This is a genomic window from Pleionea sp. CnH1-48, from assembly GCF_024124665.1.
Classification (GTDB): Bacteria; Pseudomonadota; Gammaproteobacteria; order Enterobacterales; family Kangiellaceae; genus JAMXSB01.
Genome location: NZ_JAMXSB010000002.1, coordinates 496284 through 521634, shown reverse-complemented (window position 1 = coordinate 521634; position 25351 = coordinate 496284). Strand labels below are relative to the sequence as shown.

At 43.7% G+C, this 25351-nt stretch carries 22 protein-coding genes; 10 read left to right on the top strand and 12 right to left on the bottom strand.

The features are described from left to right. Positions 1-9 precede the first annotated feature (9 nt). The 3 genes from NH399_RS04765 to NH399_RS04755 form a co-directional block, all read right to left on the bottom strand. The gene (locus NH399_RS04765; RefSeq protein ID WP_253037323.1) at positions 10-777 is read right to left on the bottom strand and encodes a hypothetical protein; all 768 of its coding nucleotides are present in this window, start codon (positions 775-777) and stop codon (positions 10-12) included. Positions 778-844: 67 nt separating this feature from the next. Beyond that, entirely contained in the window at positions 845-1531 is a 687-nt protein-coding gene (locus NH399_RS04760; RefSeq protein ID WP_253037322.1) for a sensor histidine kinase KdpD, read from the bottom strand. Further along, positions 1528-3168: a tetratricopeptide repeat-containing response regulator gene (locus NH399_RS04755; RefSeq protein ID WP_253037321.1), complete on the bottom strand. Its 1641-nt coding sequence runs from the start codon at positions 3166-3168 to the stop codon at positions 1528-1530. The genes NH399_RS04760 and NH399_RS04755 overlap by 4 nt, the downstream gene beginning before the upstream one ends. Positions 3169-3373: 205 nt before the next feature. On the opposite strand from NH399_RS04755, the gene NH399_RS04750 reads away from it, so the two are divergent. Together NH399_RS04750 and NH399_RS04745 are read left to right on the top strand one after the other, a co-directional pair. After that, positions 3374-4288, top strand: a complete 915-nt coding sequence (locus NH399_RS04750) for a 5'-nucleotidase (protein ID WP_253037320.1) — start codon at positions 3374-3376, stop codon at positions 4286-4288. Between the two features lie 394 nt (positions 4289-4682). After that, entirely contained in the window at positions 4683-5657 is a 975-nt protein-coding gene (locus tag NH399_RS04745; protein WP_253037319.1) for a LysR substrate-binding domain-containing protein, read from the top strand. Positions 5658-5805: 148 nt separating this feature from the next. On the opposite strand, the gene NH399_RS25380 is transcribed toward NH399_RS04745, so the two are convergent. The 5 genes from NH399_RS25380 to pabB all read right to left on the bottom strand — a co-directional run bounded on the left by NH399_RS25380 (position 5806) and on the right by pabB (position 10139). Next, on the bottom strand, positions 5806-5928 hold the full coding sequence (locus NH399_RS25380; RefSeq protein WP_256489286.1) for a hypothetical protein: 123 nt from the start codon (positions 5926-5928) through the stop codon (positions 5806-5808). A gap of 302 nt (positions 5929-6230) precedes the next feature. Continuing rightward, complete coding sequence (locus NH399_RS25375) at positions 6231-6353, bottom strand: hypothetical protein (protein WP_256489285.1); 123 nt, start codon at positions 6351-6353, stop codon at positions 6231-6233. 107 nt (positions 6354-6460) lie between these two features. Beyond that, positions 6461-7840, bottom strand: a complete 1380-nt coding sequence (locus NH399_RS04740) for an L-serine ammonia-lyase (protein ID WP_253037318.1) — start codon at positions 7838-7840, stop codon at positions 6461-6463. A 170-nt stretch (positions 7841-8010) separates the two neighbouring features. Next, complete coding sequence (locus tag NH399_RS04735) at positions 8011-8625, bottom strand: CoA pyrophosphatase (RefSeq protein ID WP_253037317.1); 615 nt, start codon at positions 8623-8625, stop codon at positions 8011-8013. 89 nt (positions 8626-8714) lie between these two features. Further along, on the bottom strand, positions 8715-10139 hold the full coding sequence (pabB, locus tag NH399_RS04730) for an aminodeoxychorismate synthase component I (RefSeq protein ID WP_253037316.1): 1425 nt from the start codon (positions 10137-10139) through the stop codon (positions 8715-8717). A 210-nt stretch (positions 10140-10349) separates the two neighbouring features. Between pabB and NH399_RS04725 the strand changes: the two genes are divergently transcribed. The 3 genes from NH399_RS04725 (at position 10350) to prpC (ending at position 14355) form a co-directional block, all read left to right on the top strand. After that, positions 10350-11861 carry a fumarate hydratase gene (locus NH399_RS04725; RefSeq protein ID WP_253037315.1) on the top strand — a complete coding sequence of 504 codons (1512 nt, stop codon included), beginning with the start codon at positions 10350-10352 and terminating at the stop codon, positions 11859-11861. 450 nt (positions 11862-12311) lie between these two features. Continuing rightward, positions 12312-13202: a methylisocitrate lyase gene (gene prpB / locus NH399_RS04720; RefSeq protein ID WP_253037314.1), complete on the top strand. Its 891-nt coding sequence runs from the start codon at positions 12312-12314 to the stop codon at positions 13200-13202. A gap of 1 nt (position 13203) precedes the next feature. Then, positions 13204-14355 carry a 2-methylcitrate synthase gene (prpC, locus tag NH399_RS04715; RefSeq protein WP_253037313.1) on the top strand — a complete coding sequence of 384 codons (1152 nt, stop codon included), beginning with the start codon at positions 13204-13206 and terminating at the stop codon, positions 14353-14355. 87 nt (positions 14356-14442) lie between these two features. Here the strand turns inward: prpC and NH399_RS04710 are convergent, their stop codons facing one another. The 3 genes from NH399_RS04710 to NH399_RS04700 form a co-directional block, all read right to left on the bottom strand. Then, on the bottom strand, positions 14443-15096 hold the full coding sequence (locus tag NH399_RS04710; RefSeq protein ID WP_253037312.1) for an ankyrin repeat domain-containing protein: 654 nt from the start codon (positions 15094-15096) through the stop codon (positions 14443-14445). Positions 15097-15137: 41 nt separating this feature from the next. Then, positions 15138-17399, bottom strand: a complete 2262-nt coding sequence (locus NH399_RS04705; RefSeq protein WP_253037311.1) for an ATP-binding protein — start codon at positions 17397-17399, stop codon at positions 15138-15140. A gap of 127 nt (positions 17400-17526) precedes the next feature. Then, on the bottom strand, positions 17527-18486 hold the full coding sequence (locus tag NH399_RS04700; RefSeq protein WP_253037310.1) for a DMT family transporter: 960 nt from the start codon (positions 18484-18486) through the stop codon (positions 17527-17529). Between the two features lie 246 nt (positions 18487-18732). Between NH399_RS04700 and NH399_RS04695 the strand changes: the two genes are divergently transcribed. Then, positions 18733-20013 carry an endonuclease/exonuclease/phosphatase family protein gene (locus NH399_RS04695; protein ID WP_253037309.1) on the top strand — a complete coding sequence of 427 codons (1281 nt, stop codon included), beginning with the start codon at positions 18733-18735 and terminating at the stop codon, positions 20011-20013. Positions 20014-20185: 172 nt separating this feature from the next. After that, entirely contained in the window at positions 20186-21088 is a 903-nt protein-coding gene (locus tag NH399_RS04690; protein WP_253037308.1) for a LysR substrate-binding domain-containing protein, read from the top strand. Here NH399_RS04690 and NH399_RS04685 read toward each other — a convergent pair. After that, entirely contained in the window at positions 21078-21833 is a 756-nt protein-coding gene (locus NH399_RS04685; protein ID WP_253037307.1) for a hypothetical protein, read from the bottom strand. The two genes, NH399_RS04690 and NH399_RS04685, sit on opposite strands and share 11 nt — an antisense overlap. Positions 21834-22086: 253 nt before the next feature. On the opposite strand from NH399_RS04685, the gene NH399_RS04680 reads away from it, so the two are divergent. The 3 genes from NH399_RS04680 (at position 22087) to NH399_RS04670 (ending at position 25337) form a co-directional block, all read left to right on the top strand. Then, positions 22087-22554 (top strand): DUF3015 family protein, encoded by a 468-nt coding sequence (locus tag NH399_RS04680; RefSeq protein ID WP_253037306.1) that lies wholly within the window; start codon positions 22087-22089, stop codon positions 22552-22554. 78 nt (positions 22555-22632) lie between these two features. After that, positions 22633-24459 carry a DUF4105 domain-containing protein gene (locus NH399_RS04675; protein ID WP_253037305.1) on the top strand — a complete coding sequence of 609 codons (1827 nt, stop codon included), beginning with the start codon at positions 22633-22635 and terminating at the stop codon, positions 24457-24459. Continuing rightward, positions 24459-25337: an alpha/beta hydrolase gene (locus NH399_RS04670; RefSeq protein WP_253037304.1), complete on the top strand. Its 879-nt coding sequence runs from the start codon at positions 24459-24461 to the stop codon at positions 25335-25337. The genes NH399_RS04675 and NH399_RS04670 overlap by 1 nt, the downstream gene beginning before the upstream one ends. The last annotated feature ends 14 nt before the right edge of the window (positions 25338-25351 follow it).

The following is a 25351-nucleotide window of genomic DNA, read 5'->3' as shown; positions in this document are numbered from 1 at the left end:
CGTCGATTGCTACCACTTCTTTTTCGGTTGAAACAAATCTGAAGATTCTTCCTCTTCGGCTTCCTCGGTTTCTTCCGTTTTACCAATACGTTCATTTCTTTCTTTTTGCTGTTCTGTCGCCACAATATCCAGTAGCTCCTGCAATTCATCTAACAGAGCTTGAGTCTTCTCATCGGTGATGTTTTGTTTGAGTAGGAGTTGCTTTGCATTATTAAAATGCTGTTTGGCCAGTGGCAACTTATGGTCTGCCATGGCTTCTTTTCCAACGGTCACCTGAGCCTGAGTTTGCATAAAGATATAAAGCTTCTTTAAGTGAAGTATGCCTTTGTTCGCATGGTTGATATCAATACCTGGTACTTTGCCAATTTTATTGATGTACTGAATAACACCTTTAACGCGATTCATTAAAGCAACAATCTCAGTGGGATCACTAGGAAGCTTAACTGAGCCTTTATCTGAAGGGGCTTCTGGGGAGTCTATTTTTGCCTGAATTTGTTCTATAGATGTCTGGATATCACTTTGGTCTGGATCGACATCCAGCGCCTTTTTCAGGTTTTGCATAATGTACTGCAAAATAACGATACGTGCATCGGGACCAATAGGGTACTCATAGAAGCGATCATAAAGATCTTGGCCCTCACGGGCTTTGTACCTTAGTTTCGCTACTTTGGCGCGTTTTTCGGCGCGCTTGTGCTCTCGCATCTGGATATAGCCACTGATCCCGATACCCAGAATAAGCAGTAATGCTGCCGCCGTTATAATTAGTGTTGTGCCCATAATTTAATAACTTATTTTCAATGAGTTACGCTTTAATTATGAATTAAATTCTTCACTTGTCGAGAAATTAAGGGATCTTAATTTGAAACACCCCTCCATTTAGCGGTGCACCGTTAAATATCTTGATACTTCCGGTCTGACCATCGTGTATATGCAGCTTTGCAATTTCGGCCGCAAAATACAAGCCAAGGCCCGTACTGCCTGTCTTGGCGTTGATACATGAAGAAAAATCATAATGCTTATCGAGCATGGATTTGGGATAGCCTGGTCCATCATCAGCCACCTGAATCATGATGCCATTATCATAAAAAGCTGAGATTAAAAGCTGGGTTTTAGTGTAACGAATACTATTGCCAATTACATTGCTGAGTACACTGGAGATCAACTCGCCGTCAAAAAAGCCGTCCAGTTCATCATCAACATCGATATTGGCAGTAATATGGCTGTGCTCCAGCAGAGGTGCATGTTGCAGTACTGAATCTGTGACAAAGTCTTCGAGATTGTGGTGCTGGTAATTAAGAGTCAGTTGTTGCTTCTCGATTTTATACAAGCCAAGTAACTGAACCAGGGCACTATTGAGACGTGTCGCTTCGTACTGAAAAACAGAAAGCTGCTGCTTATCATCTTCGTCTTTAACAGGATACTTATTATTAAGTAGGCTGATGGCTCCCATGAGCATCCCTAAGGAATTTTTCATGTCGTGTACGGCAGAAGCCAGAACCAGCGCAAAAATGGGTTCTTTGGGAGCTGTCATCCTTGTTGGGTTTCCTGTTGCTGTAAAAGTCGGGTCATGCGTTGCAGTTCAGAAAAACGCTGATAGCGTTTATCTTGTTGTGGTAACGTCTGAATAGAACCCAAATAGTTCTCGCATTGAGTTAAATAGTCCGTGTTCTTACTCGATTGATGCGCTTTAAGCAGTACCTGAGCGGCATTTAATATGATGCCAATATTTTTGGGAGCTTGTTCTACTGCTTTGGCAAATTGTTGGATGGCTTCGTCATAATTTTTTTGTTCAAAAAGCTTGATGCCTTGCGTGTTTAACTGATTGGCTTTTTTACCTTTTTCAAGGATGGATTTATCGTTAACAAACGCAGAGGCTTTTTTAATAAAGCGAGCATCTTCAAAATTTCGCTCTATGGTTTCCGCTAGAATCGACTCAGCAATCTCTTCCTCGCCCATAAATTTTAACCCTTGAGCTACTTCCAGACCGCTATCGGCTGGTAGCATGGTATCTAATTGTTGATAGAGCTCTTTGGCTCGCTCAACTTTTTTATTGGCAGCATCGTCTTTCCCCTGGGCTTTTAGAAAACCAGCTTCAACAACAGAACCTCTTAAATTACTCACCGAATCACCAGAATAGCTGTCATAAAATTCTTTCATGACTTTTTCGGTGTCTTCTACAGCGGCTTTCAGGTTTTGCCCTTCAAGATCACCCGCATCAAGCTGATGGACGACACTGCTGGCCAGTTTTACGTAGCTGTCTGGGTTTTTATGGACCGAAAAACGTCCTAATTTGACGGCTTTTTTAAAGGCTTTGGATGAAGCACCAAAGTCTTCATTTTCAACGGCCACATCACCCAGCTTACTTTGTCGTTTGACGGCTCTGGGGGATTTCTTGATGGCTGACTCCAAAGTGACCTGAGCTTCTTTGCCCATGCCTTGTTGCAGCTGACATTCGGCTAAACAATCATAGGCCTCTAGTAGCATTGGAAACTGCTTGATGGCGTCTTGAAAAATGCTGTGTGCCTGATCAAAGTCTTTTTTTCTCATGTAAGCTTTGCCCTGACCGATGATGGCCCAGGGTAGGGGACGTTCTTGTAATAGCGTGTTGTAGATGTCGATTAAGTCGTCCCATTGACGCAATTGTTCGAGGGCGCGCGTTTTATAACGTAGGCAAGCCATTTTATATTTTGGATTAACCGAGGCGATGTCGTCGCAATGGGTAATGACTGCCTGCCATTTTCTTTTATCAAAGGCTTTAAATATGGGCATTAATACGGCTTTTTTTCCCAGCACTTTATCGAGCCGTGAGCGCAAAATAGCATTATTAAATGGTTTGGTCAGGTAAGCGTCGGGCTGATGTTCTAAAGCACCCATGACCATTTCTTGAGAGTTCTCTGCTGTGATCATAATGAATGCAGTATCGCTTCGAATGCGTTTGCGAAAGTGCAATTCTTCGAGCACCTGCATTCCGTCTTTGCCTTTACCCAGATTGTAATCCGACAAAATAATATCGAAGCTGGTTTTTTCGCAGGTTTTTATAGCAGCCTCTCCATTATTAACCATTTCAACTTTTGTAATTCCGATTTCTGAGAGCATGGCTTTGACCGAACGAGCAAATTCGGTAAAGTCTTCAATAATTAATACTGATTTCTTACTATAATCCTGCATAGTTTTTGTCTTGTAGTTAAAACGCCAAAAATTAATGTTGGATTGGATATGACGGCGTAATAATGCTTGTCCGTTAATACTTCCAAAAGTATAGTTGCAAAATTAGATTTGTAGTACATCGGCCCTAATCTTTTAATATTATGAGTATTTTTGCTTTGTTCGGTGTTATTAGGGCATTGTTATTAAGTTTGTGAAGGATGCGTCAATGGCGAATTCATTAGGAGATAAGCTGGTTGTAGCTATCTCATCGACAGCCTTATTTGATCTGGAAGAAAGCCATCAAATTTTTATGAATGATGGTGTTCGATCCTACTCTGAGTATCAGATCGATCATGAAGAAGAATTGCTAAAACCAGGGGCGGCATTTGGTCTGGTTAAAAAACTATTGGCATTAAATGATTTAGGGCGAGATACGCCCAAAGTTGAGGTGATACTGCTATCTCGCAACAGTGCCGATACAGGGCTGAGGATCTTTAACTCTATTGAAGCGCATAACCTGGATATTACCCGAGCGGCATTTACCAGTGGCCGTACACCCTATAAATACGTATCGGCATTCGGAACCCACTTATTTTTATCTACCAACAAAGAAGATGTGCGTAGAGCGCTAGAAAACGGTTATGCAGCAGCAACCATTATGTCCGGTGGGCGTCCAGATGGGGGGAACGAACATCAGCAAGAGTTGCGTTTTGCTTTCGATGGTGATGCTGTTTTGTTTTCGGACGAGTCAGAGAAAATATATAAAAAACAAGGGCTTAAGGCGTTTTCTGATAATGAGAGAGCCGCAGCTAGAGAGCCTATGAAAGGCGGACCTTTTAAGAACTTTTTGTCGGCTTTGCATGGTATTCAAAAAGATTTCACCGAGTCTGAGTGCCCCATCCGCACAGCGTTAGTTACAGCACGTTCTGCGCCCGCACATGAACGCGTCGTTCGAACCTTACGCAGCTGGAACATACGTATTGATGAAGCTCTATTTTTGGGAGGCTTGAGTAAAGGGGAGTTTTTGAAGGCGTATGGTGCTGATGTATTTTTTGATGATCAACATGATCATGTTAACTCAGCGAGTGAGCATATTGTGACCGCTGGCCATGTACCCCATGGTATTGCTAACGCAGAATAAAGTTGTCTGTGAATAACTCTGTTTGTAAGATGTTGATGTTTCCCGTGAAACTCATATCTGGATAGACTTAGTAGCATTTTTATAGACTAATAAATAATCAAAGCCGCTTATATTGTGGTTGGTTTTTAATCAATCTACTAAAATAAAGAGAGTATACTGATTGTAAAGCACCATTCTGCCGCTTATTTTTCTTATGAAGTAGGCAAGTGGTAATAGCGAGACGTGTTAAAAATCTCATTTGTAAATACTTGATGGAATAGTCGTAGGGATTATTATCTTATGAGATGTATTGTCTAGTAATTGAATGCTAGGTGGTGAAATCTGTGTTTATGTCTATTCTTAATAATATGTTGGAATATAAAACAGCTTGTTAACTAGCCGAGGGAGTTAGCGAATGAAGCTCCAGCAGCTCAAGTATATCTACGAAGTTGCGCGTCACGATTTAAATGTTTCTCAAACGGCTGAAAGTTTATACACCTCACAGCCCGGGATTAGCAAACAAATAAGGTTACTAGAAGATGAACTAGGTGTTCAGGTTTTTACTCGCAGTGGCAAACACTTAACCAATATCACGCCCGCTGGGGTGAGGATATTGGAGGTCACCACTGAAATACTGCAGTTAACCAAAAAAATCCAGGATATCGCTAATGACTATGTCTGCGAAGACAAAGGCATTTTGCGCATTGCGACCACTCATACGTTTTCTCGCTACCTGTTACCCTCGCTTGTCGAAGTCTTCACTCGTCAATATCCCGATGTGAGGCTGCATCTGCATCAAGGCCTCAACTCCCATGTCGACCACATGCTCGATCATGGAGAGATAGACTTGGTCATCTTCGGCGAAAAAGAAGAATGGTTCAGCGATAAAGTCATGGCACCATGCTTTTTGTGGCATCAGTGTCTGGTGGTTCCAAACGACCATCCGCTCACTCGAGAATCCAGCGTCACTCTGGAAAAAATTGCAGGCATGCCACTGCTAGCGAAGTTAGCCACCGATGGTCGAGTCACTGCCATTGAAAAAATATTCCGCGAAAATGGCCTTGAGCCAGACTTTGTGATCTCTGCATCAGACTCAGAAATTCTTAAATCCTATGTCCGCATGGGAATGGGCGTTGGCATTATTGCTCGTATGGCCTACAACCCAGAAGAAGATCAGGACCTGACGCTTATCGAAGTGGACCATTTATTCCCACCACTACGATCTCGCATTGCTTTCCATCGCAACTTCTTCTTCCGCAAGTATGTATTGGACTTTATTTGCATGCTTGCACCGCACCTTGATCGCGACCTGATTCAAAAGATCATGCGTTGTCGATCGCCTAATGAGGTAAACGGGTTGATTCCGGATATTGTTCTTCCTGAGAGGTAAAAAAAGGCCGATGTTATCGGCCTTTTTTCTGGTTAATTTTTATTGTTTTCTCTTCAGCGACAAAAAAGTCGCCTAATAATTTAGAGTTAAGAAAGAGAACAAAGCAAAAACACAAGATCAGATCGAATCTTCCTTGGCACAGACAAGATCAAAAAATCACTTCAGAATTAGCAAACATACTCAAACCATAAAATCCCAGACGAGCAAATGCCAGCGCAGCGACCCAGGGCGTTTTGCGTCCTTTGCAGCTCTTGGCAAAGGATGTCGCCATCGGCGAAACTTGCACTTTCAAAAGAGTAGAAAGTAAAAGAATATTTTCTCAATTAACTTATCACTCCAAACGAAAAATCCTAATTTAATTCAGCCCGCAGGTTTTCGCCCTTATGCCCTTTGGGTATTGCTAGGCGAGCCCCTTTTGTCGGCCCACAAAAGAGGCGAAAAAGGGCGGTGTTCCAAAGATGAGGCCTCCGGCATCATTCCGTCACGATGGAGTCGTCTGACAATTCAAAGCTAAGGAAGAAGAACGAAACAAAAACACAAAGGAAGATCGAAATTTCCCTGGCACAGACAAGATCAAAAAATCACTTCAGAATTAGCAAACATACTCAAACCATAAAATCCCAGACGAGCAAATGCCAGCGCAGCGACCCAGGGCGTTTTGCGTCCTTCGCAGCTCTTGGCAAAGGATGTCGCCATCGGCGAAATTTATACTTTCAAAAGAGTAGGAGAGTAAAAGAAAAAATATCTAAAAAAAGAACAAAAAATAGAGTGAGCCCAACAACCATCAGGCCCACCAAAAAACATCAACACTCAATAATATTAACCGCTAACCCACCACGAGCAGTCTCTTTATACTTAGTCTTCATATCGGCACCGGTCTCACGCATCGTCTTAATCACCTTATCCAACGACACCTTATGACTACCATCACCACGCATCGCCAAACGCGCCGCATTAATCGCCTTAATCGACCCCATGGCATTACGCTCAATACAAGGCACCTGAACCAGACCACCCACAGGATCGCAGGTCAATCCAAGATTATGCTCCATACCAATCTCGGCAGCGTTTTCTACCTGCTCTGGCGTACCACCCATTACTTCGGTTAAAGCAGCGGCGGCCATAGAACAGGCCACACCCACTTCGCCTTGACATCCTACTTCTGCACCGGATATAGACGCATTTTCTTTATATAAAATACCAACAGCAGAGGCGGTTAATAAAAAGCGTACGATCGCATCCTGATCGATTTCGCCCGAACTATAGTGCTGCACAAAGTAATAAAGGACGGCAGGAATAATACCCGCAGCACCGTTGGTAGGAGCCGTAACAACACGGCCACCGGCAGCGTTTTCTTCATTAACAGCAAGGGCGTACAAGTTCACCCAATCCATCACCGATAACTCATCGGTGTTGCCTTGAGTGGCTTTGAGCTTGCGATAGAGTGATGGAGCTCGACGTTTTACTTTAAGTCCGCCTGGCAAAATCCCTTCTCGTTGGCATCCTCTAAGCACACATTGCTCCATGGTTTCCCAGATATGAACCAATCCTTCGCGCACCTGTCGTTCGCTGCGCCAGGCTTGTTCGTTTTCCAACATAATGCTGGATATGCTCAACCCTGTTTCTTGTGTGAGCGTTAAGAGTTCATTACCTGTTTTAAAGGGATATTTAAGTTGGGTTTGATCTTCGACAAAAGGTTCATCTGCATCTTTGTTATCGCTGACAACAAAGCCGCCACCAACAGAGTAATAGACTTTCTCTAACAGAATGTCACCGTTGGCATCAAAGGCACTAAAGCGCATACCGTTAGCATGCATTGGCAACGTTTCGCGGCGATGAAAAATAAGATCTTTCTTCTCGTTATAAACAACCGCTTGCTCGCCATTTACCATCAGGGTTTTCTGGCCCCGAATACGCTCTAAGCGATCGGGTACCGTGTCGGGATCGAGTAGCGAAGGGCGTTCACCTTCCAAGCCCAATAAACAGGCAACATCGCTGCCGTGGCCTTTACCAGTTTGGCCAAGCGAACCATATAAATCGCTTTTGACACGAGCGCAAGAAGCCAACAATTGCTGGGTTTTTAAATCGAGCACAAACTGTCGTGCTGCACGCATAGGGCCTACCGTATGGGAACTGGATGGTCCGATACCGATAGTAAATAATTCAAATGTACTGATTGCCAAGAGGAACTACCTTATTCAAGCTAATCATCTGATCAACGTGGTTTATCCAAGCCTTTATATGGCTGGTTCAATAACCCTAATAGAAATGCGTGATCAGTCGTAAAAAGTGCCTGAATTCTATCATGTTGTGCTTATAACAACAGAACTTTTAGCGATAAGAAGGAGGGGGATCAGAACTGGTCCAAGCTGTTGTAAATTTTAGCAAATTCGACCAAAATGCGTGCCGTTGCTCCCCAGATCCAATAGTCATTATATTCAATGACATAAAAGTTCACTTCGCGACCCTCAAACTGCCGTGTTTCTATGCGTTGATTTTGGGGATCACAGATAAAAGACAGAGGCACTTCAAACACTTCGGCCACTTCGCCTGCATCGACCGTTAGAGAGTAGTCAGCTTTTAGCCAGCCGACAAAGGGGGTAATCATATAGCCCGTAATTGTCTCGTGTTGAGGCAACGTACCAATGATTTCTACATCAGAGTGGGGAATACCGATTTCTTCGTGAGTTTCTCGCAGTGCCGTTTGTTGTAAATGCAGGTCGTGTTGTTCGAAACGGCCACCAGGAAAGCTGATTTGGCCTGCGTGGTGTTTTAGATGGCTGGCGCGGCGCGTGAGTAACACATTGTAGTTAATTTGCTCGTTGGTGGAGTGATCTACTAGCGGAACCAATACTGCAGCGGGTTTTAAAACATCATGTCCAAAACGTGAATGGGGCTGATCCGCGGATATTTGTGCCGGATCTAACGCAGCAAATTTATTTTTTAACTCAGTAACAAATGCATTCATTGGTGATTCGTTAAACTCCCCATTTATACCCGTCGCCTTTCAAGGTGCAGCGCTGCGCCTTGAAATACTTTGGCTATATAATAAAACAATCATTCCTTATTAAAACACAAAGGATGATTTAACTCGGGTAATATACGACTTAATTTAGCGAAGGTTTCTTCGTATTCCAGTTGTTGTTGTGAGTCATCAACCAGTCCGCCACCTGCCCAAGTGTATATACGCTCATTATGACAGATTAGTGTTCGTATAGTGATGCTAGTGTCCATATTATTCTGAAAGTCGATGTAGCCGACAGAGCCGCAGTAAAAATGCCGACGATGGGGCTCCAGTTCTTCTATGATTTCCATGGCGCGAATTTTGGGTGCTCCGGTAATTGATCCACCCGGAAAAGACTCTTTTAACACTTCTGCTGCGCTGGTGGTTTCGTCGATTTCTGAGACGACGGTAGAAATTAAATGATGCACAGAAGGGAAGCTGTATAAACCAAATAATTCCGTCACTTTAACACTGCCGGGTGTGGCGGTTCGCCCCAAATCATTGCGCAGCAAGTCGACAATCATGACATTCTCAGCCATATCTTTTTCGCTGCTTGCCAGTTCTTCTGCCAATGCTTTATCGATATTGGGATCGTCAGAACGAGGACGCGTTCCTTTTATGGGTTGCGTCAAAACTTGTCGCCCTGCAATTTGCAAAAAACGTTCGGGCGACAAAGATAATATTTGTCCGTCAGGAATATTCATAAAAGCCGAAAAAGGCGCTTTATTTTTATCCGATAAATGACGATAGGCGGCCCAGGCAGAACCTGTAAAAGAAGCGCTGAATCTTTGCGCCAGATTAACCTGATAACAGTCACCAGACTTAATATAATTTTTGACTTGATGAAAACGCTCAAAGTAATCATCGGCACTCATATTTGACTGCCAATCGCTGGTTAGTTGGAATTCAAAGCAATGAGGTCGAGTGCCGCAAAAATACTGAACTATTCGTTCAAAATTCTCAGCAGACTCGGCAAAATTATATAAAGTAACGGTCTGCTTTTGGTGATCAATGATTAGTGCCGAGAGGTACAAACCCACCACACAATCAGCAATCGGTAATTCGTTAGCCGCTTGTTGTGGGAGCTGTTCTAATTGCCGCCCCATATCGTAAGCAAAAGCGCCTGCTAGCCCGCCATTAAAAGGCAAAGAGTCAGCAAAAGTATTAAGGTTATTAGTGTCAACGTAATGTTTTTGCCATCGACTCATTTGAGCAAAACAATCATCAATAATGGTTTCTTTTTTGCTCTGGCAGTCGATGATTTTATGTTCGTTATCTTGGCTGACTAATACTTCAGCAGGCTCAACTAAAATAATATCGTAGCGATTGTTTTTGGCTAATGGTTGAGCATCGGCAGTAAAGTTTCCACCGCTGTCGAGTAATAAAGCAAACGCTTGATCAACGACTTTTTCAAAATAAAAAAAGCGCGAATCGCTGCCTAAATATTCCAAATTGATATGTGTAGGGGTGGTGGTCATAGCAGACTGCTCAAACTTGCTCCAACATGTTGATTCTTTTGTGTTCTTTTTTATACAAGCCGTCGATTAGGGGCTGTCTCAGCGACATGAGTCAGCTATAATACCAGAGTTTCTTTCCTAAGCGTTGAACCCACGTCAATTTTATTGTAAGGTTGTGCGGTGCAATATAATAGCCGCAACTTCCCCATATCATTTTTGGAGGCGACCCAAATGGCGGTGATAACAAAAGCCGACTTTATCGACAGTGTAGAAAGTGCACTGCAATTTATTTCTTATTACCATCCCAAAGACTTTGTCGATGCGATGCATGAAGCCTATCAAAAAGAACAAAACTCAGGCGCAAAAGATGCAATCGCTCAAATCTTAATTAACTCTCGTATGTCAGCTGAAGGCCGCCGTCCTGTGTGTCAGGATACGGGCATCGTGACTGCGTTTGTAAAAATCGGAATGAATGTTCAGTGGGACACCGATCAAACCGTTCAAGAAATGGTTGATGAAGGTGTTCGTCGTGCTTATCAAAATGCGGATAACCCGTTACGCGCATCGGTTGTTGCCAATCCGATGGGACCACGCAAAAACACCCGCGATAACACACCTGCTGTTGTTCACATCAGTATGGAGCCCGGTGATACCGTTACTGTTGATGTTGCGGCGAAAGGCGGCGGCTCAGAAAACAAATCCAAATTTGTAATGCTGAATCCCAACGACTCGATTGTGGATTGGGTATTAGAGACAGTTCCTAAGATGGGAGCAGGTTGGTGTCCTCCAGGTATGCTAGGCATTGGCATTGGTGGGACGGCCGAGAAAGCCATGGTTATGGCAAAAGAATCCTTAATGGAGCCTGTGGACATTCATGAGCTACTCGAAAAAGGCGCAGAAACACCTGCCGAAAAACTGCGTTTAGAGATTTTTGAGAAAGTAAACAAGCTGGGCATTGGTGCACAAGGATTAGGCGGGTTAACAACGGTTCTTGATATTAAAATTAACCATTGCCCAACCCACGCAGCGTCATTACCAGTGGCGATGATCCCTAACTGTGCAGCGACACGTCATGTGCATTTCACATTAGACGGCAGTGGCCCAGCAGAATTAGAGCAACCCAGTCTGGACGATTGGCCAGAAGTGACCTGGGAAGTAGGTGATAATGTTCGTCGTGTGAATTTAGATGAGATTACGGCGACTGACGTTCAAGAGTGGAAGCCGGGAGAAACCTTACTCCTATCCGGTAAAATCTTAACCGGTCGCGATGCTGCCCATAAGCGTATTCAAGAATTGTTAGACAAAGGTGAGCCATTACCCGATGGTGTCGACTTTAATGGTAAATTTATTTACTACGTTGGCCCTGTTGATGCGGTAGGTGATGAAGTTGTCGGTCCTGCTGGCCCAACGACTTCAACCCGTATGGATAAGTTCACCCGTATGATGCTCGAAAAAACCGGTTTATTAGGTATGATTGGTAAAGCTGAGCGTGGTGATGTGGCAATCGAAGCTATTAAAGACAACAAAGCCGTTTATCTGATGGCTGTTGGTGGCGCTGCGTATCTGGTGTCTAAAGCGATTAAACAATCTCGTGTAGTGGCCTTCGAAGATCTAGGAATGGAAGCTATCTACGAGTTTGAAGTAAAAGATATGCCAGTGACGGTTGCGGTGGATGTGGCGGGTGAGTCAGTCCATAAAACTGGACCTGCTATCTGGAAAGTTAAAATAGAAGAAATGGCTTAGTACACCTAAAGTATTTCAAGGTGCAGGTAGGCGGCCAGCAAGCGAATCCCCTGAGCTTAGCTGTACTAAGTGACTGGGGTGAGCGCGCGCAGCCAACACCGCTGCAACTTGAAAGGCGACAGGTAGAGTTGTCATTTTTTTGTTTCGCGGTTACACGAATTAAAACTGGTAACCAAATGAAGAGTGCGAGCACTCTTTGCTGGCTGTTTTACCAGGAGTCACTGGTGGCTCCAGGTAACGGGTATAAAGTCAGACCAAAATAATAGCGAGATAAAAGTAACAGACAGTATCGATTTCAAGGTTGGCTGTTGGGACAGATAACTTTGAATTGGGCGGGTGCTAATAAAACATAATCAAGGCACAAGCCCGAGACGCTATGTTGATGTTTTATGAAGTCCGTTATTATTTTGGATTGGCTTGTGAACGAAAACCGAAGAAAGAGAAATCGCTATGAGTCAAACACTAAGTGCAGGCGCACGTTTTAGAGCTGCTGTTGAAGCCAACCAACCATTACAGGTCGTTGGAACCATTAACGCATACACTGCATTAATGGCAAAGCGCGTAGGTCATCAGGCTATTTATTTGTCGGGTGGTGGCGTTGCTGCTAATTCACTGGGTATGCCTGATCTCGGTATCAGTTCACTAGAAGATGTTCTGATCGATGTTCGTCGTATTACCGATGTTTGTGATTTACCTTTGTTAGTTGATGCTGATACCGGTTGGGGTGGCGCATTTAACATTGCCCGAACGATCAAAGCGCTATCTAAAATGGGAGCCGCAGGCTGTCACATCGAAGATCAGGTTGCTGCAAAACGTTGTGGCCATCGTCCTGGTAAAGAAATCGTTTCTAAAGCAGAAATGTTAGATCGTGTTAAAGCGGCCGTTGATGCTCGTACTGATGATGACTTTGTTATCATGGCACGAACCGATGCGTTAGCGGTTGATGGAATGGAAGCTGCGATTGAACGAGCGATTGCTTGTGTCGAAGCTGGTGCCGATATGATTTTCCCTGAAGCCATCAACACATTAGAACAATACAAAGAATTTAAAGCGGCTGTTAAGGTTCCGATTCTGGCGAACATTACTGAATTTGGTAAAACCCCATTATTCTCAACACCTGAGTTAGGCGAAGTGGGTGTTGATATTGTGCTTTATTGCTGTGGTGCTTATCGCGCTATGAATAAAGGTGCGATTAACGTTTATGAAGCACTTAAAAACGACGGTCATCAGCGTAATGTAGTTGATATCATGCAAACTCGAGAAGAGTTGTACGACTATCTTAACTATCATAGCTATGAGCAAAAGTTAGACTCGCTATTTGCACAAAATAAGGAGAAATAAAATGGCGGAACAAGTATTACCTAAGGCGAAAAAATCCGTAGCGTTATCAGGCATTGCTGCTGGTAACACATCGTTGTGTACTGTTGGTCGTACTGGTAACGATTTAGCATATCGCGGTTATGACATTTTAGATTTTGCAGAGAAAGCCGAGTTCGAAGAAATTGCTTACCTGTTGATCCATGGCAGTTTGCCAACGAAAGCTGAGTTAAGTAACTATAAGCGCAAATTAAAAGCCATGCGTGGTTTGCCGTTAGCTGTTCAAGAAGCCTTAGAGTGCTTGCCTGCAGCCGCCCATCCTATGGATGTATTGCGTACGGGTTGTTCTGTATTAGGGACTGTTTTGCCAGAAAAAGATGACCACAATGCATCGGATGCAAAAGACATTGCTGACCGTTTGTTAGCAAGCTTTGGTTCAATGTTATTGTACTGGTATCACTTCAGCCACAATGGTATTCGTATTGATGTGCAAACAGAAGACGATTCTATCGGTGGTCACTTCTTACATCTGTTACACGGTGAAGAGCCCAGTGAGTCTTGGGTTAAAGCGATGCATATCTCTTTGATTCTTTATGCAGAGCACGAGTTCAATGCATCTACCTTCACTAGCCGTGTTATTGCGGGTACGGGTTCAGATATGTACTCTGCGGTAGCGGGTGCTATCGGTGCATTACGCGGACCTAAGCACGGTGGTGCTAATGAAGTCGCATTAGAAATTCAAAAGCGTTACGGTAATCCAGACGAAGCTGAGTCTGACATTAAAGAGCGTATCGGTCGTAAAGAAATCGTTATCGGTTTCGGTCACCCAGTGTATACGGTTTCTGATCCTCGTAATGAAGTCATTAAGCGCGTTGCAAATTCATTGTCAGAAGAGCAGGGCGACATGAACTTGTACAACATCGCTGAGCGCTTAGAGACAGTTATGTGGGACGAAAAGAAAATGTTCCCGAACCTGGATTGGTTCTCTGCGGTTTCTTACCATCAGATGGGCATTCCAACGGCCATGTTTACACCTATCTTTGTTATCTCTCGAGTAACTGGATGGGCTGCTCACATTATGGAACAACGTGTTGATGGCAAGATCATTCGCCCAAGTGCAAACTACACTGGTCCAGAAGATCTGGCGTGGGTAGATATCGAAGACCGTAACAAATAAAGGTTACGTTTAATCGAAACTAAAAAAGCTCTCGTGATTCACGAGAGCTTTTTTTATGGTTGAAAATCAGTGAAATGACGAGATAAATTACTTTAGCAATGGAATATCAAAACCTTTCTCGTTGCCATGATCCCATGCCGTGTGTCCATTATCATCCGTGAGTTTTTTAGTGGCACCGTGCACTATTAGTAACTCACAAAGCTCTATGTTGTTGTGAGACGCTGCCGACATTAATGCAGTAAACCCGCCTTGTTGTTGGCGATCAGGGTCGGCTTTAAACTGTAACAAAGCTTCCATAATTTCAAAGGATTGAGCTGCAGCAGCACTGTGAATTGGACTCAGTTTATTTTCGTTTTGAGTCACGGCATTCACATCGGCTCCAGCTTCAATCAGAAACAGGGCGCAGTCGACTCGTTGAAAAAAACAGCTGAAATGTAATGCAGTAAAACCATCGGGGGTACATTGAGTGATAAGAGTTTTGTTATCCTCGATATGCTGTCGTAGTTTGTCTAAATCACCCATAGCGGCGCAATGAAAAACATCTGGCTGCTTAACATGTTGATAAACAATTTCTGCAATGGCCGTTTGTTGATGATAAAGTGCCCACATAACAGGGCTGATACCATATTCGTTGGTCGATTCTGCCAACTCAGGTGTTGACTCCATTTGTGTTCCGACACCCATAATATCGCCGGCACTGATTTGTTGAAATAGATGTTCGGCTGATGGCGATTGACTCATAAAAATATGCTCTTTAATGTGTTTGGTTTAGCTTAAGTGATCTATGTGTTAGGGTCAATCTTGCTCCCAGTCGTGGCAAAGGGAGCTTTTTGAATATGGTGATATATCTGAACACGTTTAAGTACTTGTTTAATTTTAAGTGGCTGAATGGGTTTGGTTAAATGGTATTGCATTCCTGCTGCACGAGTTTGTATCACGGATTCATCGAATGCATGAGCCGTCATTGCGGCAATGGGGGTGGTGATATTTTGTTTTCGCAGTGATTGTGAAGCTTCCAAGCCGTCTTTTTCTGGCATATTGATGTCCATAAAAATTAAATCGTAATTTTGTTTTATGGCTTTTTCTACCGCCTCGTTGCCATTTTTTGCCAGGGTTGTTTGATGGCCCATTTGCTTGAGCAGATGAAGAATAATTTGAGCATTCACAGCATTGTCTTCGGCAATTAAGATGTTGAGTAGTTCGTCGTGCTTTCTGTCCCATTCACTGCAGTAATGGATGAACTTTAAAAAACTGTCTTCACTAACGGGTTTTGAGTGTATGGTGACCAAGGGATTGGGATCGATATCAAGAGAGTGAGAGTCTGGCGTTATGAGTAAGCGCGGTACCAATTGCAGTTGTGTTGCTTTTTCCAGGCTTTGTAACATCTCCTCGTAAGCTTCTTTGCCATCGATACAATAAATAATGGCAGCCAGATCCGGTGTTTCCTGAAAGGTATTATGCCAGCGCTCCAAAAACTGACTTCCTGAATCAAACGTTAGACATTGATAACCTTCACTCGTGATCAAGTGTTGAAGATAAAGCTGGTTTGAAGCTTGTGGCTCTATGACTGCAAAACAATCTTGATCACCTTTGGGTTTGGGGGTGACCATCCGAGTAACGGGTTTGAGTGGTAAGCTAATAGTAAAGCTAGTGCCAATACGCAGTTCTGATTCTACCTGAATGGAGCCCTTCATTAATGTGACCAGATGTTTGGTGATGCTTAACCCTAGTCCTGTGCCTCCATATTTTCGAGTAGTGGAGTCGTCGGCCTGCGTGAAAGGAGAGAAAATATCATCCAGCTTCTCTCTTGCGATGCCGATGCCTGTGTCTGAAACTTTAATCAGCATGTGGTCACCACTCTTTTCTATCTCGACAGTAATCTTTCCGTCACGAGTGAACTTAAGTGCGTTACTGGTTAAATTATTGAGTATCTGACAAAACCGGGTGACATCGGTGATGATCCAGTTGGGCAGTTCGGGAGAGAGATATTTTTCGAAGGTAAGTTGATTGTTCTGACATGCTAATTCAATGGGAGCCAGACATTGCTTTATCATATCTTGCAGATCGCATTCTGTCTCATGAAGTTGAAGTTTGCCCGAGTCGTATTTACTGATGTCTAATACGTTATTGATAACGGCTTCCAGGTGTTTGCCAGAGTTGAGCCCTTGATTGATATAGCTGATGCGTTTGTCAGGATCATTTTCGGTTTTTAGCATTTCTAACATGCCGCATAAACCATTTAGGGGAGTTCTTAGCTCGTGGCTAATATTAGCTATAAAGGTTGACTTTGCAGCGTTGGCTTTCTCGGCTTCTTCTTTGGCCTGAAGGGCTTTACTTTCGTCTTCGATTGCTTTGTTGAGAGTGTTAGTCAGTTTGATGGTGAGAGGGCGAAAAATAAAACGGCTTTCTAGTAACAGCAAAATCATGATCACTAACCAAAGACCAAAACGAACTCGCTCGTAGGCGATGACTCTCTCGCGAGCTTCAAGTTCATATTGCCGAACTGCTATATCCAGATTTTTCAGTAGCTCGGTGGCGAAGGGTAATCGATACAAAGAGTGGTCAATGGAAGGTAATTGAGATGGCGAATGAACATAGATTAAAGTGAGAGAACTGCGAGTGAAACGTTGTACTTTTGAGTCGAGGTTATGTTGGTCGCCAAAGTAAATTTCATGCAGTGCTTTAGATAACGTTGAGTTTTCTGGCCGACTTAACTGTAGATGGCTCGAATAGAAAAGATGGGTTGCTTGAGTTAGCTGCTCGTGGAGTCCATCTTCAAGCTGATATTCCAGATTATGAATGATTTTATTCGCGATAAGCGAAATATGCTGACTGAGCATTCTTTGACGCCCAGCCTTGTTGATGATCGCTGCATCTTGTTCTTGCTGGCTGGTTATGGCTTCACTGATCATCATATTGATGGTTGCAACAACAGCGATGAGCGCCAAAGCCAGAGTGTAACGACGGCTAATGAGTTTATGGAAATCTTTCATATCGGGATGAAATAAGCGGCTACAGGCTCCTGTCAAAGCTGTTTTTATCATGATCCTAACTATAAGAAAGCCTAGTGGATACTTGCCGAGTTCGCAAAGTGTTAGCGATGATGTTGAGTATTTGTAGAAGCTACTCGTTCTCAGCTTTACTGAGTAAAGAGCAATGGAGTTCAAGGTATTACTTCTGCTGGCTTTGACGTACTCCCATAATGACCAGAGCCATGCCTAGCCACTGCATCCATGAAACGCCTTCGTGCAAGATTAACCAGCCTGCGATAAGGGTTACGACCGGATTAAGGGCGCTAATACTGGCATTTTTTTCTGCGCCTAGATGGTGTATGGCGGCGGTCATTAACAGGCTTGCGGCAACGGTACTCAGCAGTGCCAGCAAGCTGGCATAAAACCAGACTTCAGATGGTAGTTGTCCTAGTTCTGTCCATGAGTGAGTGGCGCTAAAATGAATCAGAGTAAAAACCGTTCCCATAATGCCGCATAAGCCAGTGAATCGACGTATTCCAACCGAGTGAATCAATTGGCTGGCTCCGACGTAGAAAATCGCAAAGGAGAGCGCACTGATAAAGACCCAGACAATCCCTTCGATAACTTGGCCGTTATTCGGCTGTTGAGAGATATCGTGGCTCATGGCAATCAGTAAACCAAGATAACTCGCCACAAAACCTAGTTGAAGGTTGCGCGAGGGAAACCGACGTCGCCGCACTGACTCAATCAAAATAACCAATAAAGGATAGGTAAACAGAACCATACGCTCGAGTCCTGCCGAGATAAAGCTTAAGCCTACGAAGTCTGTATAGCTGGCAAAATAATACCCAAGAAAAGCCAGTAATGAGACGAGGATAAATAGCCTTGTTCTTAGAGGGCTGGGGGCTACCTTTGGGTGGCTACCAGCGTAGAATAAGAGGATGAAAAAGGGTAAAGCCAACAACATGCGCAGTGTCAGTAGTGTAATGGCATCGATTGGGGCGGCGGCATAAATCAGTTTAGCAAAAATCGCTTTTGAGGAACCCGCAAATACCGCCAGAATGGCAAGGAGGTAGCCAAGCATCATGGGAGAAAGCCTGGATGGCCAATGTCGTACCAGGGAGTAAGAGCGTTCGTAAAAAGCGAAGTTTGTTTTCATAGAAATATATTTGGTCCCACTGAAATCTTATTAAGTTGTCATTTTAAAACGATAAATTGGAACTGGCTTTTCCTCATTTTTTGATGGGGCTTCGTCAAATAAGAAGGGTGTGCCGCAGAATGGATGTTGAATCGCAGGAGGGTATATTTTTTTCGTCATCATCAAAGCGTCAAAAGTGAGTCAATTTTTCGTCACAGGAGGAGGCTATGGTTGGCGACCAGCCTAATTTTTTAGAGTGATAACAAAATGAAAGTCAGACCGATGAAGTCTTTGTTTGTGGGTTTTTCTGCGCTGATAATGGGCGCGACCCTTGAAGCTGCTAACCCTTATGTATGCAGTGCATCGACCATGGACGATGCCTTAACAAAGCCTCAAGGAGCGATTCGAATCGCCACTTTTAATGCGTCGCTGAATCGCAGTAGAGAAGGGGAACTTATCAGTGATCTGAATGATGGCAATAACAGTCAGATTGCTGCGGTCAGCGAAATTATTCAGCGTGTGCGTCCAGACATCCTATTGATCAATGAGTTTGACTTTGATGCAGATGGTGAGGCCGTTCAGCGGTTTAAAGATAATTATCTGTCTGTTGGTCAAAATAATCAGGAAGCCATTCGATATCCCTATATGTTTGTTGCGCCGTCAAACACTGGGATACCTTCGGGGATGGATTTTGATAATGATGGATCAACGAGTGGTCCGGGAGATGCCTATGGATTTGGATTTTTTCCTGGTCAGTACGGTATGTTGTTGTTGTCTCGCTACCCCATTGATCATTTCGGTATCAGAACTTTCCGGCAATTCCTGTGGCGTGATATGCCTGGAGCCCTGTTGCCTGACGACACCGCCACGGTTAGTGATGCCGATTATTACAGCGATAGTGAATTAGACGTGTTCCGTCTATCCAGTAAAAGCCACTGGGATGTTCCTGTCTGGATTGATGGTCGCAAACTTCATGTATTGGCTGCGCATCCCACACCTCCTGTCTTTGACGGTGCAGAAGATCGCAATGGTCGCCGTAATCATGATGAAATTCGATTTTGGGCTGACTATGTGGGGGGGCGCTATCAAAGTCGTTATATCTACGACGACAATGGTCAATGGGGAGGATTACGTGGACGTGGTGCCTTTGTCATTCTGGGTGACTACAATGCAGATCCTAAGGATGGTGACAGTACGAATAACGCGATTATGCAGTTGTTGGATCATCCCGCTATTAACTCAAACACAGTACCTGGAAGCTTTGGCGGACTTGAAGACAGCCTGTTAGAAGGACTCGCTAATATCCAGCATCAAGGCCATGCGGCAACGGATACGGCGGATTTTAATCCTAATGGTCCAGGTAATTTGCGTGTTGACTATGTGCTGCCTTCGAAGCGCAAAATGGAGCTGATTTGCGGCGGGGTCTTCTGGCCTTCGAGCAAAGACACAACTCATTCACTGGTAGGAGAGGGTTATCCCGTTGTTTCATCGGATCATCGCCTGGTGTGGGCGGATGTGAAGTTAAAGGGATGGCGTTTTTTCTGGTAAACCCTATGCACTCACCATTCTGATGCTGGTGGAAGAGAGCCATCAGCATCTATTAGTCTTCGCCTAAGCTTAAGTCTTTTAAGAGTCTTATTATCCTAAAAATCCCTATCTTATTGTTTTTCCGTTATAATATTAAACTTCAAAATATTGTTCGGCAATCTGGAGTTCGTAAATGGCGAAGCCTCTTCGATTTGATTTAGCGGATTTACGTCTCTATGTCGCCATTATTGAGTGCGGCAGTTTAAGCAAGGCTGCGGCACAGTTGCCGTTGGCTTTGTCGGCTGCCAGTGCACGACTAAAAGCCTTGGAGCAGCGCTTGAGTTTACAGCTGGTGGAGCGCAGCGCTCAGGGGGTTAGCCCAACCCATGCCGGAAAGCTGTTTTATGATCATGCACTCAGGATGCTGCAGGTGGCGCAAGATGCTCAAGCCGGTATGGATACCTTGTCGGGTAATGGACGCTCCTCCTTGACTTTGTTTAGTAACACCACTGGATTGAGTTCTGGGTTATCACAACAACTAGGGGAGTTTTTGCAAACCTATCCCAATGTAGACTTAACCTTGGAGCAACTGTCTAGTCGCACGGTTTTGAAGGCAGTCATGTCAGGAGAGGCTGATTTGGGTGTGGTTGATAGTCACTATCTAAATGATGAATTGCTCTGCTTACCGTACCAGCGCATTGAACTCGTCGTGGTGGTGGCAAAGACTCATGCCTTGGCTGGCAGAACCCGCTGTCGCTACAAAGAGTGGTTACAGCAACCTGTGGTCGGCTATCTTGCAGATAGCTCTCTGCAACAGTTTTTGCAACGTATGGCAGTCATGGAGCGAACACCCGCACAACAACGAGCGGCAGCCCCTAATTATAATTCTCTCGCGCAATTGGTTGCTCAAGAAGTGGGTATTGCCATTATGCCGCGCTCGGCAGCCGAACGCTATGCTGCGACTTTGCCCTTGAGCGTGTTGGCATTAGATGAGCCCTGGTCACAGCGAGAGTTATTTGTGTGTATTCGACATGAAGCCGACAATTCATTGCCCGCATGGCAGTTGGCTCGGTTTTTAACTAGCCCTAATCATTAAATGTATCGATAAAAAAAGTGTGGCCGCAGTTGCCCGGCGCGATTTTGCGAGCTGAGTGAACTAGCTGGCTCAAAGTGAGCTTGGGATCAATAGAGGCGGGTAGCGAAATAACCATTTCGACCAAGTTATTGTGTTTGCATTGAAGTCTTATTTTATGGTCGATATCAACTTTGAGAGCTTTAGCTAAGGCTTCCTGTAGCTGTGCTCGTGATACTTTTTTTTCCAGATTGTTGCGCATAAAAACCTGGGTAAAACTCGACTCATTCAGCTGTTTTAACAATATGAGTGAAAGTTTAAAGTAGTCATCAGGATTTTTGTCTCGACAAGTACCATGCTTCCACCATTCATGTCTTTCTAAACAGGTACCATAGCGTGCGCTAGGCATGACCATTGCCAGCTGTTCGCGAATGTCTGCTGCTAGTTGGATATCTGGATAACTGCAAAAATTGCCCTTGGGTTTTTGCTTTACCTGCCCACAATAACGATAGCGATAAGGTTGGCACTGTTGGTTGTTGGGCCATAGTCCATGTAATGAAAAACCGCCGACGGGCGCTTTGCGCTTTTGTTGCTCGCGACACTCTTTGTAGTGTTGACGTGACTGGCAAAAAGCCGGTTGCCAACTCAATGCTAAGCTGTGCGAGTCTATTTTATGAGGGGTACGACAGATGTCAGATGAAGCTGCAAATAACTCCATTGCCAGCGAATTAACGAATAGTAAGAATATGAGTATTTTTGTTTTTTTCATTATTAAGAATGATTCCCTTATCTTTTTGAGCAACAGCCTCCAGCACCCTAACAGAATATGCAATCTAATAACAAAAAAGTAAATCGATGTTTTGTTGAACAATATCGCAGTTATGTCAAATCTCTATTTGGTATATTAAAAGTTTTTCTATGATGTCCTAAAAAAGATAAGCCATTGGGTGATTAAACAAAATTGACAAATTTGCTACAGAGAGCTAGCTTAAAACCGAACCATCTAACCAAGGAATAAAATAATGAAAAAGTTAATCGCAAGTGTTGCAGTATTATCGCTTTCTTCAATGGCTTACGCAGGAAGTGGCCCAGGTTGTGGCTTAGGTGCCAGCTTATTTAAAGGCAAATCTGGTGTTGGCTCGCATGTTTCTGCTGCGACAACTAATGGTACATCAGGTAATCAAACCTTTGGTATGACGTCTGGAACTTCAGGCTGTAATACTAGCCAAAGCATTCAGTTTGCTAGCTTATACATGGAAAAGAATGTCGACAAAGTGGCTGTTGATATGTCTAAAGGTGAAGGCGAAGCGTTAAATGCACTCGCTGAGTTACTAGGTATTTCAACGGAGCATAAAGCTGAGTTTAATACTTTAGTAAAAGACAACTTTAATCAAATCTTCACTTCAGAAAAAACAACATCAGGCCAAGCAATGGATAACATGGTTGCGCTGATGAAACAAAGTGAAACATTAAAGCAGTACGCTAGCTAATTAGCACTGCACTCAAAAGGGCAGGGATACCTGCTCTTTTTTGTCAACTAATAAAAATAATATGGCTACCACCAAAGTATGAAAGCACTGTTGTACGTCTTCTTTTTTTGTTTTAGCTGTTTTCTTTTTGCTTCATCTCCCACTAATCAGCAACTTATTGAGTTGAGCCAATCCGCTCAATGGAAAGCTCTGTTGCATTATCGTAGTTCAAGCCTGTTCGGGGCCGAAAGTGAAGTTGATGATGTTTCTTTCTTTTTGCACCCAGAAGGCAAAACCTCTTTATATAAAGAGCTCGAAGGGACCATTCGAGCGTTTCAAGCCACACCCGATTTAGCTTGTCAGTTTCCAGCTCGTTATCATTGGCTCTCTCAACAGCTAGATTGGAATGTTGAGCAACTGAATCAATGTGCAGAGTTACAAAAATGGTTAACTCAGCTTAATCCTCATAGCATGTCGCTGATTTTCCCTTCGTTTTATATGAATAGCCCTTCGTCTATGTTTGGCCATTTATTTTTACGTATTGATCCTGAGCATGATAATAATAAGCTGTTGTCTTTTAGCGTTAATTTTGGCGCCAATATTAACGAAAATGACAGCTCCATTGCTTACACTGTTAATGGTTTAGCGGGCGGCTATCCTGGCGTGCTCAATGTCATGCCTTACTATGAAAAGGTGAAAGAGTACAACGACATTGAAAGTCGTGATATGTGGGAATACAAACTGGCTCTTGATGAGCAAGAAGTCTTATTTGTGATGCTGCATATCTGGGAATTGAAAGACCGTTACTTTGACTATTATTTTGTTGATGAAAACTGCGCTTATCGCATCGTTAGTCTGATCGAAGTGGCTAAGCCAGAGTTGGCGTTAACCGAGCCATTCGCTAGTGCGGCGATTCCGTCAGAAGTCATTAAAGAGCTGGAAGCTAAGCAACTCTTTAGTAAAAGTGAATACCGTCCGTCTATCGTTACTGTGCTCAACGCATATTATGGGCAGCTTACGGAGACAGAGCAGCATTGGTTACAACGACTGATGCAAACCACTGACGAACTAAACCATCCTGACTTTTTGCAACTGAGTGAAAGCTCTCGTGCTCGCGTTATGGATGCATTAACACAATATCTTCGCTTTCAACTGACACAAATTGAAGAAAACGAATCTGCTGCCAAGCAAGCTCATCAGGTTATGATTGCCAGAAGTAAACTAAAGACAACGGCATCTTTGAATCCTGAAGTCAGTGACGGCATTCCGGTTTTAGAAGGACATGATGCGTTTTTGTTAGAGCTGGGTACTTTTCATCTTGATGATGAACATTTTGCTGACGTTACATTTCGACCTGCTTATCATAGTTTGACTGATCCGGGGCATGGTTATCAGGCTGGCGCGCAAATTAAGTTTTCTGAGATCAGTCTCTATTACGATGATGATTGGAAGTTAAAGAACTTTCAGCTATTGAACATCCTGTCTCTAGCGCCTGTTACGGTTTTTACTTCTCCCATCTCGTGGGAGGTGGATATTCGACGTCATAGAATCATGTCATCAAAAGCATCAGAGGCTCTTTATTCGCAGTTAGGGTTTCAGGCAGGTGCCAGTCTTGGAGCGCCTGATAACCAGTTTTTTTTGTTAACCGGCTTATCGCTGACTGGACACAAATCTTATGAGCACTCCGCATCGTCGCAGATAACTGCCACCATGGGATGGTTAGGAAGCTGGGAAAACAGTGAGTGGTTGATTGATTTTAGAAGCTATAGAGATGTGAACACCGAAGCATTTGACTGGGATCGTTTGCGTCTGGAGTCAAGCTATCATCTTTATCGTAATCATGCGCTGAGTGTGTTGCTAAGTCGACAACGATTTAATGGTCAATACTCCAGCGAGTGGCGATTATCTTATCGGTACTTTATGTAATGAAGAATTATCGTAACTATAATCTGGTGTTTTGGGGATTGATGAGTATGGCGATCATGTTGTTGAGTGGCTGCACTTCGTTATTTTTGCAACCGGACTCTGTTAAGTATGACACGCCTGCTAATTATCAGATTAACTTTGATAACTTATCGATTCCGAGTGATGAGGCTTACCTGAATGCCTGGTTATTAAAACCTGATCAGGAGAAAAAAGGTCACGTTATTTTTTTTCATGGCAATGCTCAAAACATCAGTTCACACTTTCGCAGTGTTATTTGGCTGGTAGAAGCGGGGTATCAGGTTCTCGTTGTGGATTATCGCGGTTATGGTCAATCTACCGGAGAGCCTAAGCTGGAAAATATGTTTGATGATATTCATCATAGTATTGTCTGGTATCAACAGAACTATTCTGATGAGCTGCCCGTTTATTTACTTGGCCAAAGTCTTGGGGCTGCCACCTCGATTTATGCATTAGCCAGCAACCCTCAACTTCAAGATTATTTTACTGCTATTATTCTAGAGGCCAGTTTTGCTAGTTATCGACAGGTTGCCCGCGAATTACTGGCTCGTTCCTGGCTGACCTGGGCGCTTCAATATCCTCTGTCATGGACCATTACGGCTGATTATAATCCAGAAGATTTTATAGCACAGCTTAACGATAAGCCGCTGCTACTTATTCATAGCAAAGATGACGAAATTATTGGCTTTCATCATGCTGCTCAACTCATCGACAAAAGCCAGTGTGATAAGGTTTATTTTTTGCCGACACATGATCGCCATATCAGGTCCTTTCAACACGCCAATTATCGCGCAGAAACACTGCACTTTTTGCAAAGTGGGCGGTTAGAATCAAGCTCATTAAGTTGTAAGAGGAAATAATAAATCATCATCAA